Here is a 16,426-nt window from a genome sequence, read left to right as displayed (position 1 = left end):
ACCCGTACGAAATTGCCGTCGCAACACGCGTCAGGCCGCGTCCGGAGCGACCAGGCGGTATCCCATGGTCGGCACCGTTTGCAGCATGGGCTTGGAAAACGGCTTGTCGATGGCCGCGCGCAGGGCGTGGATGTGGGTGCGCAACGCCTCCGAATCCGGCGGATGATCGCCCCAGATGGCGGCTTCGAGTTCGGCCCGCCGCACCAGGCGGGGCGAGGCCCGCAGGAGCACTTCCAGCAGCCGCAGAGCGGTGGGTGTGAGCGTGAGCGTCCGTCCCTCGCGTTCGGCCTGCCAGGTGTCCAGATTGAGGCTGAGTTCGCCGGCCTTGAGCTGGTGGTTGCTGCGCCGTGGGCCGCGATTGCCGAGCGCGGCCAGTCTGGCCTCGAGCTCGAGCAGCGAGAACGGTTTGATCAGGTAATCGTCGGCGCCCGAGGCAAACCCGGCGAGCTTGTCATCGATCGTGTCGCGGGCGGTGAGCATCAGAATCGGCGTCTGTTTGTCCGCCTCGCCGCGCAGGCGTTCGCACAGGGCGAGACCGTCGATTCCGGGCAGCATCAGATCGAGCACGATTGCGTCGAAATTATCCACCACCGCGAGATGCAGTCCGGTGACGCCGTCGGTCGCGCTGTCGACCACATGCCCCCGGGCGGACAGGAATTCGATGATGTTGGCCGCGAGGTCTTCGTTGTCCTCGATGACGAGTATGCGCATGGGGCTGTTTCCGACGTTGTTGCGCTGATTCTAGGGTCTGTTGCCGTTTCGTGCGAGCGCCGCGTTGGAGGCCGCTGTCGGCACGCCGGCCAATGGACGAGCACGCTGGCGGCTGGCCGGCGCCGAGGCTGCGAACAGATCGGGTCGGATGCAAGCAAGCCGCCGCCCAGCCGGGAATTGAGGCAAACTGAAGCGCATCGTCCCGGCCTCTGTTGTCATGTCCGAACTGCGCCCCCGGCCCGTCGTGTTCACCGATCTCGATGCCACGCTGCTCGACCACGACAGCTACGGCTGGTCGCCCGCGGCCGGCGCGCTGGCCGCCCTTGCCGCACGCGATGTACCGGTGTGCCTCTGCACCAGCAAGACCGCGGTCGAGATTTGCGTTTTGCGCCGCGCGCTCGGCAACAGCGCGCCGTTCGCCGCCGAGAATGGCGGTGTGGTCGCGGTGCCGCGGGGTTATTTCGCGCCCGAGGGCGCGTCCGATCCGGACGATCTGGTCATCACGACGCTCGGGGCGGATCGTGACAAGCTGCGCGAACTCGCCGTGGCCCTGCGCCAATCGCACGGCTACCGCTACACCGGGTTCGGCGACATGAGCGTCGGGCAGGTGGCCGCCGCCACCGGCCTGGATCGTGAAGCCGCCGCCGCCGCGAAGGCGCGCGATGCCTCCGAGCCGCTGCTGTGGCAAGACAGCGAGGCCGCGGAACGGGATTTCGCGGCCCGGACCGAAGCCGCCGGCTTCACCACCCGACGCGGCGGGCGGTTCGTGCATCTGCTCGGCCGTGCCGACAAGGGGGATGCGCTGAACTGGCTGCGGCAGCGTTTTGCCGCCGCGCACGGCCCGATTCTTGCAATTGCCCTGGGAGACTCCGCCAACGACGCCGACATGCTCGCCGCCGCCGACATCGGGTACTGGGTGGCACGGCCGGACGGCAGCTACCAGGCGCCGGCCACGGGGCGGATTCGCCACGCGCCGGGGATCGGGCCGGCCGGTTGGGCCGCGGCCATCCAGGCGCTGATCGACAACAACGAAATCTAGCCCGCAACGCCGGTCTTCTCAAGCGGCGATTCGGGCGGGGAGACACCGCATGGCCGATTTTCATCAGAACGGCATCATCACCACCCTGCATCGTCTGCACGAGCGGCCCATCGCCGATCTCGAGGCCGAACTGGCCAAGTATTCGCGCCAGCGGCCCATGTCGCTGATCCTGCCCTGTCTTTATTCCGAACTGGAGGGCGACGCGCTGCCGGCGATCGTGGCCGAGCTGGCCAACGTCGATTATCTGTCGGAGATCATCATCGGTCTGGACGGCGCCAACGCCGAGCAGTATGCCCACGCCCATGAGTTCTTCAGCGGGCTTGCCCCGCGCCATCGGCTGCTCTGGAACGACGGCCCGCGGCTGCAGTCGCTCTACGATCAGCTCGACAGCGAAGGCCTGGCCCCGGCGCGCCCGGGCAAGGGCGCCAACGTCTGGAACTGCATGGGTTATTTCCTGGCCTCCGGCCGTGGCCGCGTACTGGCCATGCACGACTGCGACATTCGTACCTACGACCGCGACATGCTGGCGCGGCTGTTCTACCCGATGGTGCATCCGAACTTCACCTACAAGTTCGCAAAAGGCTACTACGCGCGCGTGGCCGAAGGCAGCATCAACGGTCGCGTGGTGCGCCTGTTCATGACGCCGATCCTGCGCGCGCTAACGACCGTGGTCGGCCATATGGAATATCTCGATTACATGGACAGCTTCCGCTATCCGTTGTCCGGTGAGTGCGCGATGAGCGCTTCGGTGGCGGAATCCATCCGTATCCCGAGCGACTGGGGCCTGGAAGTCGGCATTCTGGCGGAAGTGCATCGCACTTACGGGCCGAACGCGGTCTGCCAGGTCGATATCGCCGACCACTACGATCACAAGCACCAGGACGTTTCGAACCACGAAGCCAACGGTGGGCTGGCCAAGATGAGTGCCGACATCGCCAAGGCGCTGTATCGCAAGCTCGCCACCTACGGCGTGACCATGAACCCGGAAACCATCCGCACGATCAAGGCGGTGTATCTGCGCAACGCCCTCGACGCAGTGGAACGCTTCTATTTCGATGCCCAGATCAATGGCCTGACGCTGGATCGGCACAAGGAGGAGAAGACGGTCGAAGTGTTCGTTGAATCCATCATCCATGCCGGCGACGAATACCTGGCCAACCCCATGGAAGTGCCGTTCATGCCGACCTGGAACCGGGTGCGCGCGGCGTTCCCGGATTTTCTCGACCACTTCTACGATGCCGTGGAAGCCGATCATGACGAAGCCGTGGGCAAGCGGCGCGAGTAGAACAGGCGCCCGGCCGTAAACGTCATGGCGCGACGGGTGGCGTATTCTCGCTTGCGGACCGGCTTCGGGCGTGGCTCGCGTCAAGCCTGTGGCGCTTGTCCCCGGCCGGCTGTTTCATCATCCAGGAGTCGCCATGCGTCGAATCATGTTCGCCGGTGTTGTTCTCGTCGTTTCGCTCGCAACGGCCACGGCTTTCGCCGCCGGCTCGGATACGGTTTATCCAACGCAATGGCTCAAGACCAAGCCGGCGCGGATGGCCCAGTATGAAAAGCTCGTGGCGCCGATCCGGGCCAAACACGGCTGGGTCGCCTCGATGGGCACGGAAACGCCGGTCTCGCACATTACCCTCGAGGGCCAACGCTATGCCGTGCTCACCGGTTGCAAGCCGCACGACTGTTCCGGCCAGAGCCTGGTGAGCCTGATGACGCCGTCATCGAATACGGCCGTGGGCGCGCTGGTGGTCAACCAGGGGCAGCAGGCGATGGGCCCGAAATCCTCGAAGATCACCTGGCTCGGCCAGCCGGATCGGCCGCAGCGCCGTTTCATCGCGGCCTATCTGTTTCGCTGATCGGCCGGCGGCGCGGGGCTTGGCGACAGCGCGCCCCGCGCGGGTTGTGTTGCGGGCCTAATCGCTGATCCAGGCGATTTCGTAGGGCGCCAGCGATATCGTGCGCTGGGCGCCGCTGATCTGGGTGGACGCCGTGACGTTCCGGCGCACGCGCGCCTCGGGCAGTATGTGCCCCGGCACCTTGACTGGCTTGTCGGTGACGTTGTGCAGGGCGAGCAGGGTCTGGTCGCTTGTGCTGCGCTGCACGGCGAACAGCGAGGGGCCGAGGTCGACGATGGACTGGGCCGCGTCGGGGTGAAAGGCCGGCTGGCGGGCGCGTACCACCAGCAGGCGCTTGAGCCGGGCCAGCACGCGGGCGTGGTGCGAATCGATGCCGAGTTGGTAGTTGAGCTCGCCGAGATCGTAGCGCCGCCGGTTGATCGAACGACTGTGGCCGGAGGCTTCGACCCCTTCCAGGTCGTTGTGGGTGCCGACCAGACTGTGGAAATACAGCGCCGGAATGCCGGCCAGCGCCATCGCGATCGCCTGGCTGACGACGAACCGGTCGATATGGTTCTGGCTGTCGCGTTCCCCGGGCGCGCCCAGCAGGTCGTAATAGGTGATGTTGAGTTCGTAGGGACGCGTGCTGCCGTCGGGCATGGCCCGGGTCGACACGAAGCCGCCACGCTCGCGGGTGGTCGCGACCAGTGCGTCGCGCTGGTCGTCGGAAAGAATCGATTCGACCGAGCGCAGGCCTATGCCGTCGTGGCTGGCGGTGAAATTCAGAAAATGACAGCCCGCGGGCAGCGGCGGCAGGCTGGAGGCCCATTCGGTCAGCCGCGTGGCGTCGCCGGTGAGCAGGGTATGGGCGGCCAGCGGCGGAAGTACGAATTGGTAGGCGACGTGGGCCTCGTCGCCATCGGTGAGGTACGAGATGTTTTCGGCGTGCGGCACGTTGGTTTCGGTGATCAACTGCAGGCCCGGGGCATAGTATTCGAGCACCGCCCGCAGGAACTTGATCACGCGGTGGGTCTGCCACAGGTGGATGCAGGGCGTGCCGATCTCCTTCCAGAGAAAGGCCACCGCATCCAGGCGTAAAAGCCGCGCGCCGTGGGCGACGTACCCGAAGATGATGTCGATGAATTCGTTCATCACTCGCGGGTTGGCGAAGTTCAGGTCGATCTGGTCGTCCGAGAAGGTGGCCCAGAGATGTTTCGTGCCGCGGGCCGTGACCACTTCGGCCAGTAGCGGTGTGGCGCGCGGGCGGACCACCGAGCGCAGGTCCGCGGCCGGGTCGACCTCGATGAAATAGTCACGCCCGGGATCGGCATCGGCCAGATAATGCGCGAACCACACGCCCTTGCGCGAGGCATGGTTGAGCACGAGATCGAACATCAGCGGCTTGTCGTCGGCCAGCGCGTGGATGTCTTCCCAGGCGCCGAAATCCGGGTTGACCTCGCGATAGTTCATCACCGAAAACCCTTCGTCCGAGCTGTGCGGAAAGAATGGCAGGAGATGCACGGCGGTAATGGCATCGCCGATGTTCTGGGCGATGAAATCACGCAGGGTGGCCAGCGGCGCTTGACCCGGGTGCTGGATGATATCGGGGTAGGTGATCATCAGGTTGAGCGACTGATCGACCGCCATGTCGGTGCTGCGGGGCAGATTGTGGTGCCGTGCCGACTCGGCCATCGCGTCGATGCAGTCGCGGGCGGCGCCGTCGCCGTAGAGCGGCGCGAGCCACTCGATGAAGGTTTCCTGGGTCGCCTCGTCGGGCGTGGCGCCTCGGGCAGCATCGGTCATGGAGTCAGCCTGTTCTGATGTCGAGCGCCGTGATGGTGCGTATGCACGCGCCGGTGCGCTATAAAAGTGCAACGGCGCAAACGCGCCGGTTCCGGGACAGTCTTATCAAGATACATACCAGACCGGCGCGGTCCCCACCCGAATGCATCGGCGCGCCGGGGCCGACTTCGCGGTTGCCGCCGACTGCGCCTAATATGCGACTCATGAACGGTCGGCGATTCCGGGTTCGAATTCAGCGCGTCGCGCGTGCAGGCGCGACCGACGGCCGGGCGTTGTCTTGCGGCGGCTGATCAAGACGCTGCTCTGGGGCCTGGCGGCGCTCGCGCTGTTGGGCGTGGCGGCGCCGTATGGCGTTGGCTGGGTGCTGGCTGCGCGTTTCGATGCCGTGGTGGCGCATCTCGCGGTGCCGGGCTATCTGCAAGTGGTGCGCCGGACTTTCGATCGCGGCTGGTTCGTCTCGCATGCGACGGTCGTATTGCGCCCGATCGGTCCTCTTTGTCACGCCCAACCCTGCCCGGCGCTCGCGCTCGCCAGCCGTATCGATCATGGTCCGCTGGCCTGGGGCGCGACGCCGGTGTCGCTGAGTCCGGTGCTGGCAGTGGTCGAGACACGCGCCGATCTGACGTCGCTCTGGCCGCATTATGCCTTCTCGCCGGCGCCCGGCCCGCTGACCGTCACCTCGCATATCCGGCTGGATGGCCGTGGGCGGGCGCATCTGTCATTCACAGGGATGACCTTCAGTGTCGCCCGTCGAAAGCCGGTGGCACAGGTGGAGACCGCGACCGTATCCGGGGCGCTGCGGTTCGGCTGGCTCGCCCGCCGGATCCATGGCCTGAGCCTGGACTGGCCCTCGTTTTCGTTGGTGCGCCAGTCGGCGGGCCATATCGCCTGGCGCCATCTGCATTTCCAGGCGCGCGCGGCACCCGGCGGAGAACTCGCCAACAGTCGACTTACCGCCGATTCGATCACGTTGGACAACGGTCACGGACACGCGACTCGGCTGAGCCATTTAAAATTGACCACTCGCTGCCCCGCACCGGGCACCACCGCGGTCTCGCTCCATATCGGGAAACTCGTGTTGCCCGACAGCACCCAGGGCGCGGTCATTCTCCATGCGCGCCAGCACGGCCTGCATCCGCTGGCCTGGGCCGCACTGCCCGACCGCTGGCGCCGGCTCGGCGGCTGGTCGGGCGGGGCGCTCGACGCCCCCGAGCTGTATCACGACATCCTGCCCGGGTTGTTGCCGCCGGGCTCGCAAGTGCAGGTCGGCCGGTTCGAACTCGCCACGCGCGACGGCGCAATCCGGGCTGGCGCGCATATCCAGGTGCCACCAGACTTCAAGCCTTCCCGCGATGCGGCGGCGGCGTTGTCTCAGCTGCAGGCACGGCTGCGACTTTCGTTGCCACGGCCCATTCTGCGCCGGTTGCTGGGGCGTACGCTGGGGGCCACGGCCGGCGCGCCGCCCGAGGCCGCCATCGATGCCCGCGTGCAGGCACTGGTGGCGCGCAATCTGATTGCGCCCTCCGACGACGGGCAACGTTACCGCATGCGGCTCGTGCTGGGCGACGGCCGGATGCGGATCAACGGCCGCAATCGTCCCCAATGGCGTGCGCTGGTCGGCCAGTTCGTCGCGGCGGCGCAGGGCCTGTAGTCGATCGGGTCGAAGCCGCCGTAGCGGCTCGGCGAACGGGCGATAACATGATGCGGTGCCGGCTGTTGCGGCGCGCGCATGGGCCGGTCCGGCGCCGTGAGCTGAAATTCGGCCGGATTCGTCTCGGGACGTTGTGCGAAGCGTTATAATGCGGCGTTTCAGACACGGCGCCCACACGCGTCGTTTGCTGGCAAGACGGCATGCAGGGCGCGCATGCGCCTGCCGCGATCCATTCGAACAACACGCCCGTGCAGGGTGCGAATTGCCATGCTCCAGAGTCAGACCCGGTTCGACGTCATCGTGGTCGGCGGCGGCCACGCCGGCACCGAGGCCGCCACCGCGGCGGCCCGGGCCGGTGCGCGCACGCTGCTGCTGACCGACAACATCGAAACCATCGGCCAGATGTCCTGCAATCCCGCCATCGGCGGTATCGGCAAGGGCCACCTCGTGCGCGAGATCGATGCGCTGGGCGGGGTGATGGCGCGCGCCGCCGATCGCGGCGGCATCCAGTTTCGTACGCTCAACGCCCGCAAGGGCCCCGCCGTACGTGCCACCCGGGCCCAGGCCGATCGCGCGTTGTACAAGGCGGCGGCGCGGGAAATGGTGGAAAACCAGCCGAATCTGCATCTGTTCCAGCAGTCGGTGGCCGATCTGATCGTCGATGACGGGCATGTCGCCGGCGTAATGACGGCGATGGGGCTGGCGTTTCACGCGCCCACCGTGGTGCTGACCGTCGGCACGTTCCTGGGCGGCACGATCCATGTCGGTGAAAAACGCTTCGGCGGCGGGCGCGCGGGCGATGCGCCCTCCAACGCCCTGGCTGAGCGCCTGCGCGCGCTGGACCTGCCGGTCGGGCGGCTCAAGACCGGCACGCCGCCGCGCATCGATGCCAAGTCGATCGATTATTCGCGGCTGGCCGAGCAGCCGGGCGATACGCCGGCGCCGGTGTTTTCGTTCATGGGCAGCCGGGACGAGCATCCGCAGCAGATCCCCTGCCATATCACCTACACCAACGCGCGCACGCACGAAATCATCCGTGAGCGGCTGCATGAATCGGCGATCTATTCCGGCGCGATCGATTCGGCCGGTCCGCGTTACTGTCCGTCGATCGAGGACAAGGTGGTGCGCTTCGCCGACAAGGACAGCCACCAGATCTTCATCGAGCCGGAGGGGCTGACCGCGGCCGAGGTTTATCCCAACGGTATTTCCACCAGCCTGTCGTTCGCCACCCAGCTGGCGCTGGTGCGCACCATCGAGGGCTTCGAGAACGCGCATATCACGCGTCCCGGCTATGCCATCGAATACGACTACTTCGACCCGCGGGCGCTGAACTACAGCCTGGAGACCCAGGCTATCGGTGGCCTGTACTTCGCCGGCCAGATCAACGGCACCACCGGCTACGAGGAGGCCGCCGCCCAGGGGCTGCTGGCCGGCATCAATGCCGCGCGGGCGGCCGCGGGCGAGCCTGCCTGGTGGCCGGGCCGGCACGAAGCCTATATCGGTGTGCTGGTCGACGACCTGATCACCCGCGGCACGATCGAGCCGTATCGCATGTTCACCTCACGCGCCGAGCATCGCCTGCTGCTGCGCGAGGACAACGCCGATGCCCGCCTGACGCCGGCCGGGCGCGATCTCGGCCTGGTCGACGACGCGCGCTGGTCGGCATTCACCGCCAAGCGCGATGCCGTGATCGCCGAACAGGCGCGGCTGGCGGCGATTACCATCAAGCCGCATGATCTCGGCGCGGACCGCGGCGAGGCGCTGCTCGGCGGGCCGCTGAAGGAAGCCACGCCCGCGGCGGAGCTGTTGAAGCGCCCCGGCATCGGGCATGCGGATCTGGCCGGGCTGGCCATGATCGGCCCGGCCAACACGGGCGGGCTGTCGGCCGAAGCCTCGACGGCTGTGGGCGAGCAGGTCGAGATTCAGGCTAAGTACGCCGGCTACATCGCTCGCCAGGCCGAGGAAATCGAGCGCGCCGCCGCCCACGAAGCCACCGTTTTGCCGGCGGATATCGATTACACGGCGGTCACAGGCCTGTCCAACGAATTGACGGGCAAGCTCGCCGAGGTTCGCCCAGCGACCATCGGCCAGGCCGCGCGTATCCCGGGCATGACGCCGGCGGCGATTTCCCTGCTATTGGTGCACCTCAAGAAATCCGGCGCGAAACTTGCTAAGAGCGCGTAGGCGTTGTTTGACGCGGGTCTGAATCACATGCGTGTCGTTTTGAAAAATCTTCGAGCGATGCGCGGTTAGCGGTGAACGACCTTGGCGGTACGCCCAGCGAATGATCGACTGAAACGACGGTCAGCACAGCGTTCGGCGGGGGCGATTGCAGATGATCCGGCCGGCTTGGGTCCGGAGGCGGGGACGCGATTTTTTATGTTCAAATGCCGAATTGTGTTGTGCTTGGCCGCCGCGACGGGGTTACTCGCGGCCTGCGGAGGCAGCGATGACCGCTTTCCCGATCGCATCCAGCCCGCGATCGCCCCCGATGGAACCAAGACACTGCGCATGGGCAACGGCGCGGAGCCCCAATCGCTGGATCCGGACGAGTCGAGTGGTGTGCCGGCCGCCAATATCGAGGTCAATCTCTATGAAGGGCTGGTCAGTCATGCCGCTGATGGCAAGCTGATTCCGGGGGACGCCAAATCCTGGGATATCAGCGCTAATCACAAGACCTATATCTTTCATCTGCGCCACGACGCGAAGTGGTCCAACGGAGCGCCGGTCAGTGCCCAGCAGTACGTTTACAGCCTGCGGCGCTCGGTCGCGCCGGCCACCGCTTCGCCGTATGCCGATATTCATTCGCCGATCGTCAACGCCACTGCAATCGTCGATGGCAAGAAGAAGCCGGCCACGCTCGGCGTGAAGGCTCTGGACAAGCACACGCTCCAGATCAAGCTCAAAAAGCCGACGCCGTTCTTCATCAATACGCTGGCGCACCCGAGCAGCTTTCCAGTCTATCCGCCGGCGGTGAAAAAGTGGGGGCATTCCTTTACCCAGCCCGGCCACGCCGTGACCAACGGCGCCTACCAAATGGAAAGCTGGCGCGTGAATGACAAGATCGCGCTCAAGCGCAACCCCTACTTTTGGGACAACAAGGACACGAAGATCGATCGGGTGGTGTTCTATCCGATTACCGACGGCAACTCGGAACTCGCCCGCTATCAGGCGGGAGCGCTCGACTGGACCTCGGGTGTGCCGACATCGAAAATCCAGACGATCAAGCAACACATTCCGGGGCAGTATCACTCAGTACCCACGCTCGGCAGCTTTTATCTCGACCTGAACGTGACCCGGCCACCGTTCAAGGGCAATCGTAAGCTGCGCATGGCTCTGTCCATGGCGCTCAATCGTAAGGTCATGGTCAACAAGATCCTGCGCGGCAACGAGCCGCCGGCTTACAGCTGGATACCTACGGTGGTCAGGGGCTACAAGAGCGTGCAGTTTCCCTGGGCAGACTGGCCGGCGAAGAAACGCATAGCCCGAGCCCGGCAGTTGTATCACGAGGCCGGCTATTCCAAGGATCATCCGCTCAAGGCCGAGTTGCTCTACGTTTCCAGCAGTGAAAGCGAAAAACGGATTTCGATCGTGGCCGCGGCCATGTGGCGCAAGGTGCTCGGTGCCCAGATCACGACCACCAACCAGGAATGGAAGGTCTATTTACAAACCGCGCGCCGCAAGATAGATACCCAGATCGTGTTCGCCGGCTGGTACGGCGATTACCAGGATCCGAACACGTTCTTCTCGATCATGAAGTCAGGCTCGGGTAACAACTACACGGGCTACGACAGCAAAGTCTACGATCGCGCGATCACCGCCTCGGAACATACGCCGAGCGGACCGAAACGCACCGCGCTCATGCACAAGGCCGAGAAGGTCCTGCTACACGACAGCCCGATCATTCCGTTGTTTTTTGTGACCGCGCATCACTTGATCAAGCCGTATGTGAAGGGCTTTGTACACAATCCACTGGACATGTATTCCGCGCGTTTTTTCAACATCGTGCCGGTGAACAACAGCCGGAAGTCGCAGTGAGGGTTTTTGCCGCCGCCAGGTCTCGCTCATTGCCAGGCTCGGACAACCTCATTTTCAGGGGGGTGTGAGGATGCTGTCCTATACCGTGCGGCGCGTACTCGGCGCGATTCCGACGCTGTTCGTGCTGCTGACGCTGTCGTTTCTTCTGGTGCATCTGGCACCGGGCAGCCCGTTCGATACCGCGCGTCAGATGCCGCCCGAGGTGCGTGCCAACCTCATGGCCAAGTATCACCTCAACGAACCGATCTACGAGCAGTACGGCCGCTATCTGTACAACATCGCGCATTTCGACTTCGGGCCGTCCTACCAGTACAAGGACACCAGCGTGAACAGCCTGATCGCGACCGGTTTTCCGGTTTCGCTAACGGTCGGTGGTTTCGCGCTGCTGATCGCGCTGGCCTTGGGCGTGCCGCTCGGCATGCTGGCCGCAGTACGCCAGAATCATGCCGTGGATTACTCGGCTTCTGCGTTCGCGCTGCTCGGCATATCCATCCCCAACTTCGTGATCGGACCGTTGCTTATCCTCTGGTTCGCAGTCGATAACGACTGGCTGCCGGCCGGCGGTCTCGGAAGCTGGGAGAGTTATGTGTTGCCGGTCATTGCTTTGGCCGTGGCCTTCATTGCCTATGTAGCGCGCCTGATGCGTGCCTCAACCATTGAGGTGCTGCGTTCGAACTACGTGCGCACTGCGCGGGCGAAGGGGCTGTCGTCCTATCGCATCTTCTTCATTCACGTGTTGCCGGCGGCGATTCTGCCGGTGGTGTCGTTCCTCGGGCCGGCGACCGCGGCGATCCTGACGGGCTCGGTGGTCATCGAGCAGGTGTTCGGCATTCCGGGGCTGGGCCGGTTCTTCGTCAACGGCGCGCTCAACCGCGACTACACCCTCGTGCTCGGCATCACACTCTTCTACGGCATCATCATCATCTTTTTTAATTTGCTTGTGGATATTCTCTACGGCTGGCTCGATCCGCGGGTGGCCTACTGATGTTCACCCGCAAGCGGAGCACGCTGGAAAAGGCCGCCGGCGGCAATAGTTTGGGCCGTGATGCCATACGCCGACTACGGGCCAACAAGGCCGCCATGGGCTCGCTCATTGTGCTTGGCCTCATTGTGCTGATGGTGATCGTCGCGCCCTGGCTGACGCCCAACAATTATTTCAGCCAGGATTACAATTCCATCTGGACCGCGCCCACGCTGGCGCATGGCCATATCTTCGGCACCGACAGCGTCGGCCGCGATCTGTTCGTGCGGACCATGGTCGGCGGCCGGATATCGCTGATGGTGGGCGTGGTCACCGCCTTCGTGAGCCTGATCATCGGCGTGATCTATGGTGCCACGGCCGGCTACGTCGGTGGCCGGGTGGACGGCTTTCTGATGCGCACGGTGGACGTGCTCTATGCGCTGCCGTTCTTCTTCTTCGTTATACTGCTGGTCGTCTACTTTGGCCAGAACCTGTTTCTGATGTTCATCGCGATCGGCGCGGTGAGCTGGCTGGACATGGCGCGGATTGTCCGTGGCCAGACGCTGACCATCAAGCAGCAGCCTTATGTCGAGGCGGCGCGGATGGCCGGGGCCGGCGGCGGTGCCATCATCGCGCGTCACGTGGTGCCGAATCTGTTAGGGCTGATCATCGTCTACGTCACCCTCACGATCCCACAGGTGATGCTGTTCGAATCGTTCCTGAGCTATCTCGGTCTCGGCGTGCAGGAGCCGATGACCTCCTGGGGCGCGCTGATCAACGACGGCACCGGCGAAATGGGGGTGGCGCCGTGGCTTCTGATCATTCCGTCGATCTTTCTGGCGGTGACGCTGTTCTGCTTCAACTTCATCGGCGACGGGCTGCGTGACGCCCTCGATCCGAACGATCGGTAGGGGCTCATGCTGCTTGAAGTCCAGAACCTGAAGATCGACTTCAAGACCCACGACGGCACGATCGACGCGGTGCACGATCTGTCGTTCTCGATCGAGCGCGGCGAGGCGGTCGGCATCGTCGGTGAGTCGGGATCGGGCAAGAGCCAGAGCGTGCTGGCGCTGATGGGTCTGCTGGCCGGCAACGCCCGGGTCACGGGCTCGGCGCGACTGGCGCCGGGCAGCAAAGGCGGGGCGCCGGTTGAACTGCTGGGGGCGAAACCGCGGGTGCTGCGGCGCGTGCGCGGCGCGCGCATCGCCATGATCTTCCAGGACCCGATGACGGCGCTCAACCCGCATCTGAAAATATCCACCCAGATGATCGAGCTGCTGCGGGCGCACCGCGGCATGGGCAAGCGCGCCGCGATGCGCGCCGCCATCGACATGCTCGAAGCGGTGCGCATTCCCGAGGCCGCGCGGCGTATCAAGTACTACCCGCATCAGTTCTCGGGCGGCATGCGCCAGCGCGTGATGATCGCCATGGCGTTGTCCTGCGAGCCGGAGCTGTTGATCGCCGACGAGCCCACCACCGCGCTCGATGTGACCGTGCAGGACGAGATCCTCGAGCTGATCGCCGAGCTGCGCGAACGCAGCAACACGGCGCTGCTGCTGATCACCCACGATCTGGGCGTGGTCGCGGGCCAGTGCAGCCGGGCGCTGGTCATGCGCGGCGGCGATCTGGTCGAGCACGGCTCGATCGAAAAGGTATTCAACGCGCCCGAAGCCCAATACACCCGCGACCTGCTGGCCGCTATTCCGCGTCTGGAAGGCTGAATTCCGGTTTCGTTCTGCGCGCTCGTTGCCGTGGCTTGCGGGCATTTCGCCCCCGGCGGCGCGCGTTGGTCATCCTCGATGGCCCCGATGTATCGCGCGCCGTGAGTGCATGTTTTTCATTCAGGCCCTAAGATCGACGCCGGCCGCCGTGATCGAGGGCGGGGATCGTTGGGAATACGGGTGACGGGAATGACCAGCCGGCAGTCGACAGGTGCGCGGGAATCCGGCCGATCACGGGGCCGGCCGCGATGATCACGGCCGAGGCGGTGCTGGCCGGCATCGAATTCTGGCTGCCGATCGCGATCGTCGTCGGCAGCGCCGTGACCGCTGCCGCGCATGCCTTGCTGACCCGCGAAACACCGAGCAGCGCCTTCGGCTGGATCGGCATCTCACTGCTGTTTCCGCCGCTCGGCCCTTTGTTGTATTACATGTTCGGCGTCAATCGCGTGCGCATTCGTGCCCAGCGGCTGGATCGCGCGTCGCGCCACGGGCTGGGCGCGCGCCGGCCGGGCGCGAATGCGGTGCTGCGCGATTACCGCAGTTTCATCGGGCATCGGCGGTTGGGCCTGGCGGCTGCTGGCGATCGCTTGTCCGCGTGGCCGGTGGTCGGCGGCAATCGGGCGGATGTGCTCAACAATGGCGACAAGGCCTATCCGCCGATGATCGAGGCGATCGAGGCGGCCACGGATTTCGTCTATCTGACCACCTATATCTTCGAGACGAACCGCGTCGGGCAGCGATTCATCAAGACGCTGTCACGCGCCGTCGACCGCGGCGTGGACGTGCGCGTGCTGATCGACGGCGTGGGCGAATGGTATGCATGGCCGGGCAAGCGTCCGGTTGGCGAGCTCGAAGCCGAGGGGATTACGGTCGCCCGTTTCCTGCCGCCACGGCTGTGGCCGCCAGCGCTGCGCCTGAATCTGCGCAATCATCGCAAGATCCTGGTCACCGACGGCGGTATCGCGTTCACCGGCGGCATGAATATCGGGGACCGGCATTTCGTCTCCAGCGTCGGCGGCGTGGCCGACATGCATTTCCGGCTCTCCGGCCCCATTGTGCGCCAGATCGAGGCGGTGTTTTTGTCCGACTGGGCGTTCGCCACCGGCCAGCAGAGCGCAGTCAGCCAGCGCGTGCTGCCGGCGATGGGGCATGCCGCCTGTCGCACGATCGAGAACGGGCCCACCCACGATATCGAACGGTTGAGCACGTTGCTCGTGACCGCGGTGTCCAGCGCCTATGAGCGGGTGTTGATCGTCACCCCTTATTTTCTTCCGGGCTCGGCCCTGGTGGGCGTGTTGCAGGCCGCGGCGCTGCGCGGTGTCGAGGTCTCGATCGTGCTGCCGGAGCGCAACAACCTGCCGCCGGTGGCCTGGGCGGCGCATCACGATCTGGGCGAGCTGGTGGCGCGCGGGGTCCATGTGTACTTCCAGCCGCCGCCGTTCGCGCATACCAAGTTGTTCATCATCGACCACGATTATGCGCTGATCGGTTCGCCGAACATCGACCCGCGCAGTCTGCGATTGAATTTCGAGCTGGCCGTCGAGCTGTTCCACGTCGAAACCATCGCCACGCTGGCCGCGCATGTGACCGCCACCATCGAGCGCAGCAAAGTCTATACGCACAAGGACGCCACGGCCCGGCGTTTGCCTACGCGCCTGCGCGATTCGTTCTTCTGGTTGTTTTCGCCGTATCTATAGCGCCCGTGGCCGGCTGCCGTGCGCCGGCGCCTGTGGCCATGGGCTTTTCAGCCCGCAGCGGCCGAATCCGCGCCCGCCAGGGCCCGGCCGAGATCGCGCGGCAGACTGATGCACATCTCGACCGGGCGGTGATCGGAGAGCAGGGTGTCGATCACCCCGGCCCGTTGCACTGGCAGCGACGCCGACGTGAGCACATGGTCGATTCCGCGCCGGGGGCGCCAGCTTGGAAAGGTGGGCAGCGGCCGGTCGTAGACGCACAGCCCGCTGGCGGCCAGCGCGGGGTCGGCCAGTAGATCGTGCGCGCTGCAATTGGTGTCGCCCATGACGATGACGTGCGTGTCCTCGGCCACCATGTCGCAGATGGCCGCCAGTTGCTGGCTCCGGCTGCCCGCGCCCAGCGACAGATGGGTGACCACCACGGTCAGGGCGTGCTCCGGCGAGCCGAAGCGCGCCACCAGCGCGCCGCGCCCCGGCAGGCGGCCCGGCAGCTTGTGCTCGGTGACCGAAAACGGTTGATACCGGCTGATCAATCCCAGCCCGTGCTGGGCCACCCGGCCCAGATCGCGATTGACCTGGACCCGCCAATAGGCGAAGCCAGCCTGCTCGGCCAGAGCCTGGATCTGGTTCTCGTAGCGGCTGCGGCGGCTGCCGGCATCGATCTCCTGCAGCCCGATGATGTCGTGATCGCCCAGCAGATCGGCGATGCGTGCGAGGTTGTCGCGCACGCCCTGGCTCGGCAGTACGTGCCGCCAGCCGCGCGTGACGTATTCGCGATAGCGCTTGGTGCCGACGCCGACCTGCATGTTGAAGCTCAATACGGAGAGATCCGTCGGTGCCGCGCGGTTCATGCCTTACCTTGTTGATCGTCACGCTTCGCTGATCGTGGAAGCGACTGTCTGGCCCGGTTCTTGTATGGTGGCCTGCCGATAGCGGTACGCAAGCAATGTTCCGTTCGCGCTGTTCAGGGCCGCAT

Annotated in this window: 13 protein-coding genes; 10 read left to right on the top strand and 3 right to left on the bottom strand. The window is 65.3% G+C overall.

The genetic code is table 11. The annotated features are described in order from the left end of the window. Positions 1-30 precede the first annotated feature (30 nt). Positions 31-711, bottom strand: coding sequence for a response regulator transcription factor (locus tag SALB1_RS04855; protein ID WP_109992832.1), 681 nt, complete (start codon positions 709-711; stop codon positions 31-33). Between the two features lie 217 nt (positions 712-928). On the opposite strand from SALB1_RS04855, the gene SALB1_RS04850 reads away from it, so the two are divergent. The 3 genes from SALB1_RS04850 (at position 929) to SALB1_RS04840 (ending at position 3,603) form a co-directional block, all read left to right on the top strand. Then, positions 929-1,750, top strand: a complete 822-nt coding sequence (locus SALB1_RS04850) for a mannosyl-3-phosphoglycerate phosphatase (protein ID WP_109992831.1) — start codon at positions 929-931, stop codon at positions 1,748-1,750. A 49-nt stretch (positions 1,751-1,799) separates the two neighbouring features. After that, a complete protein-coding gene (locus tag SALB1_RS04845; protein WP_109992830.1) occupies positions 1,800-3,035 on the top strand; it encodes a glycosyl transferase in 1,236 nt (411 codons plus the stop codon). Positions 3,036-3,168: 133 nt separating this feature from the next. Beyond that, positions 3,169-3,603: an Ivy family c-type lysozyme inhibitor gene (locus SALB1_RS04840; RefSeq protein WP_109992829.1), complete on the top strand. Its 435-nt coding sequence runs from the start codon at positions 3,169-3,171 to the stop codon at positions 3,601-3,603. A 57-nt stretch (positions 3,604-3,660) separates the two neighbouring features. Here the strand turns inward: SALB1_RS04840 and SALB1_RS04835 are convergent, their stop codons facing one another. Then, on the bottom strand, positions 3,661-5,385 hold the full coding sequence (locus SALB1_RS04835) for a sugar phosphorylase (RefSeq protein WP_109992828.1): 1,725 nt from the start codon (positions 5,383-5,385) through the stop codon (positions 3,661-3,663). A 277-nt stretch (positions 5,386-5,662) separates the two neighbouring features. Here SALB1_RS04835 and SALB1_RS04830 point away from each other — a divergent pair, with 277 nt between their 5' ends. The 7 genes from SALB1_RS04830 to SALB1_RS04800 all read left to right on the top strand — a co-directional run bounded on the left by SALB1_RS04830 (position 5,663) and on the right by SALB1_RS04800 (position 15,453). Then, the gene (locus SALB1_RS04830) at positions 5,663-7,036 is read left to right on the top strand and encodes a DUF945 family protein (protein WP_158590628.1); all 1,374 of its coding nucleotides are present in this window, start codon (positions 5,663-5,665) and stop codon (positions 7,034-7,036) included. A gap of 267 nt (positions 7,037-7,303) precedes the next feature. Beyond that, positions 7,304-9,220 (top strand): tRNA uridine-5-carboxymethylaminomethyl(34) synthesis enzyme MnmG, encoded by a 1,917-nt coding sequence (mnmG, locus tag SALB1_RS04825; RefSeq protein ID WP_109992826.1) that lies wholly within the window; start codon positions 7,304-7,306, stop codon positions 9,218-9,220. Between the two features lie 222 nt (positions 9,221-9,442). After that, positions 9,443-11,074: an ABC transporter substrate-binding protein gene (locus tag SALB1_RS04820; protein WP_158590627.1), complete on the top strand. Its 1,632-nt coding sequence runs from the start codon at positions 9,443-9,445 to the stop codon at positions 11,072-11,074. Between the two features lie 70 nt (positions 11,075-11,144). Further along, positions 11,145-12,059, top strand: coding sequence for an oligopeptide ABC transporter permease OppB (gene oppB, locus SALB1_RS04815; protein WP_109992824.1), 915 nt, complete (start codon positions 11,145-11,147; stop codon positions 12,057-12,059). Then, the gene (locus SALB1_RS04810; protein ID WP_109992823.1) at positions 12,059-12,946 is read left to right on the top strand and encodes an ABC transporter permease subunit; all 888 of its coding nucleotides are present in this window, start codon (positions 12,059-12,061) and stop codon (positions 12,944-12,946) included. The genes oppB and SALB1_RS04810 overlap by 1 nt, the downstream gene beginning before the upstream one ends. 6 nt (positions 12,947-12,952) lie before the next feature. After that, positions 12,953-13,756 (top strand): ABC transporter ATP-binding protein, encoded by an 804-nt coding sequence (locus SALB1_RS04805; protein ID WP_109992822.1) that lies wholly within the window; start codon positions 12,953-12,955, stop codon positions 13,754-13,756. A gap of 248 nt (positions 13,757-14,004) precedes the next feature. Beyond that, complete coding sequence (locus tag SALB1_RS04800) at positions 14,005-15,453, top strand: phosphatidylserine/phosphatidylglycerophosphate/cardiolipin synthase family protein (protein WP_109992821.1); 1,449 nt, start codon at positions 14,005-14,007, stop codon at positions 15,451-15,453. Between the two features lie 47 nt (positions 15,454-15,500). Here SALB1_RS04800 and SALB1_RS04795 read toward each other — a convergent pair whose 3' ends face one another. Beyond that, entirely contained in the window at positions 15,501-16,301 is an 801-nt protein-coding gene (locus SALB1_RS04795) for an endonuclease/exonuclease/phosphatase family protein (protein ID WP_109992820.1), read from the bottom strand. Positions 16,302-16,426: the final 125 nt, after the last annotated feature.

The organism is Salinisphaera sp. LB1 (assembly GCF_003177035.1).
Classification (GTDB): Bacteria; Pseudomonadota; Gammaproteobacteria; order Nevskiales; family Salinisphaeraceae; genus Salinisphaera.
The sequence above is the reverse complement of the archived record's forward strand: the minus strand, read 5'-3'. Positions and strand labels throughout refer to the sequence as shown.